The organism is Bifidobacterium pullorum subsp. saeculare, assembly GCF_016899725.1.
In the GTDB taxonomy this organism is placed as follows: Bacteria; Actinomycetota; Actinomycetes; order Actinomycetales; family Bifidobacteriaceae; genus Bifidobacterium; species Bifidobacterium pullorum_C.
Genome location: NZ_JACLYU010000254.1, coordinates 1 through 438, shown reverse-complemented (window position 1 = coordinate 438; position 438 = coordinate 1). Strand labels below are relative to the sequence as shown.

The following is a 438-nucleotide window of genomic DNA, read 5'->3' as shown; positions in this document are numbered from 1 at the left end:
CCCTCGATCGTGGGCGCATCCACGACGGATGCCGTTCCAGCGCCGAGCTTGCGGCCGACATGCTTGGCCGCCTCGATCTCCTCTTCCGCCCTGCTGCCCTTGAGGGCGACCAACGTCCCTCCACGACTGACGAGTGGAAGCGCCCAGCGGTACAGCTTCTCCAGGGACGCGACCGCTCGGACCGTGACAGCGTCACCGACCAGGCGGCCGTGCTCGTCCTGTGCTCGACCTCTCCGCACGACGACGTTCTCGAGCTTCAGGATCTCTGCCACCTCGCTCAACCACTCGGTGCGACGCTCCATCGGCTCGAGCAGCACCACTTCCGCGGAAGGCACCATCGCCGCGACCACGATGCCGGGAAGCCCGGCACCGCTCCCCAGATCGATGATGCGACCCGTGGTCGGAAGGAATGGCACCACAGCTGCCGAGTTCAGGAGG

At 67.1% G+C, this 438-nt stretch carries 1 protein-coding gene; it reads right to left on the bottom strand.

Going from position 1 to position 438, the window contains the following annotated elements:
• Positions 1-438: 16S rRNA (guanine(527)-N(7))-methyltransferase RsmG (rsmG, locus tag H7U32_RS10430; RefSeq protein ID WP_204469945.1), on the bottom strand; the 438-nt coding region annotated here is incomplete at both ends.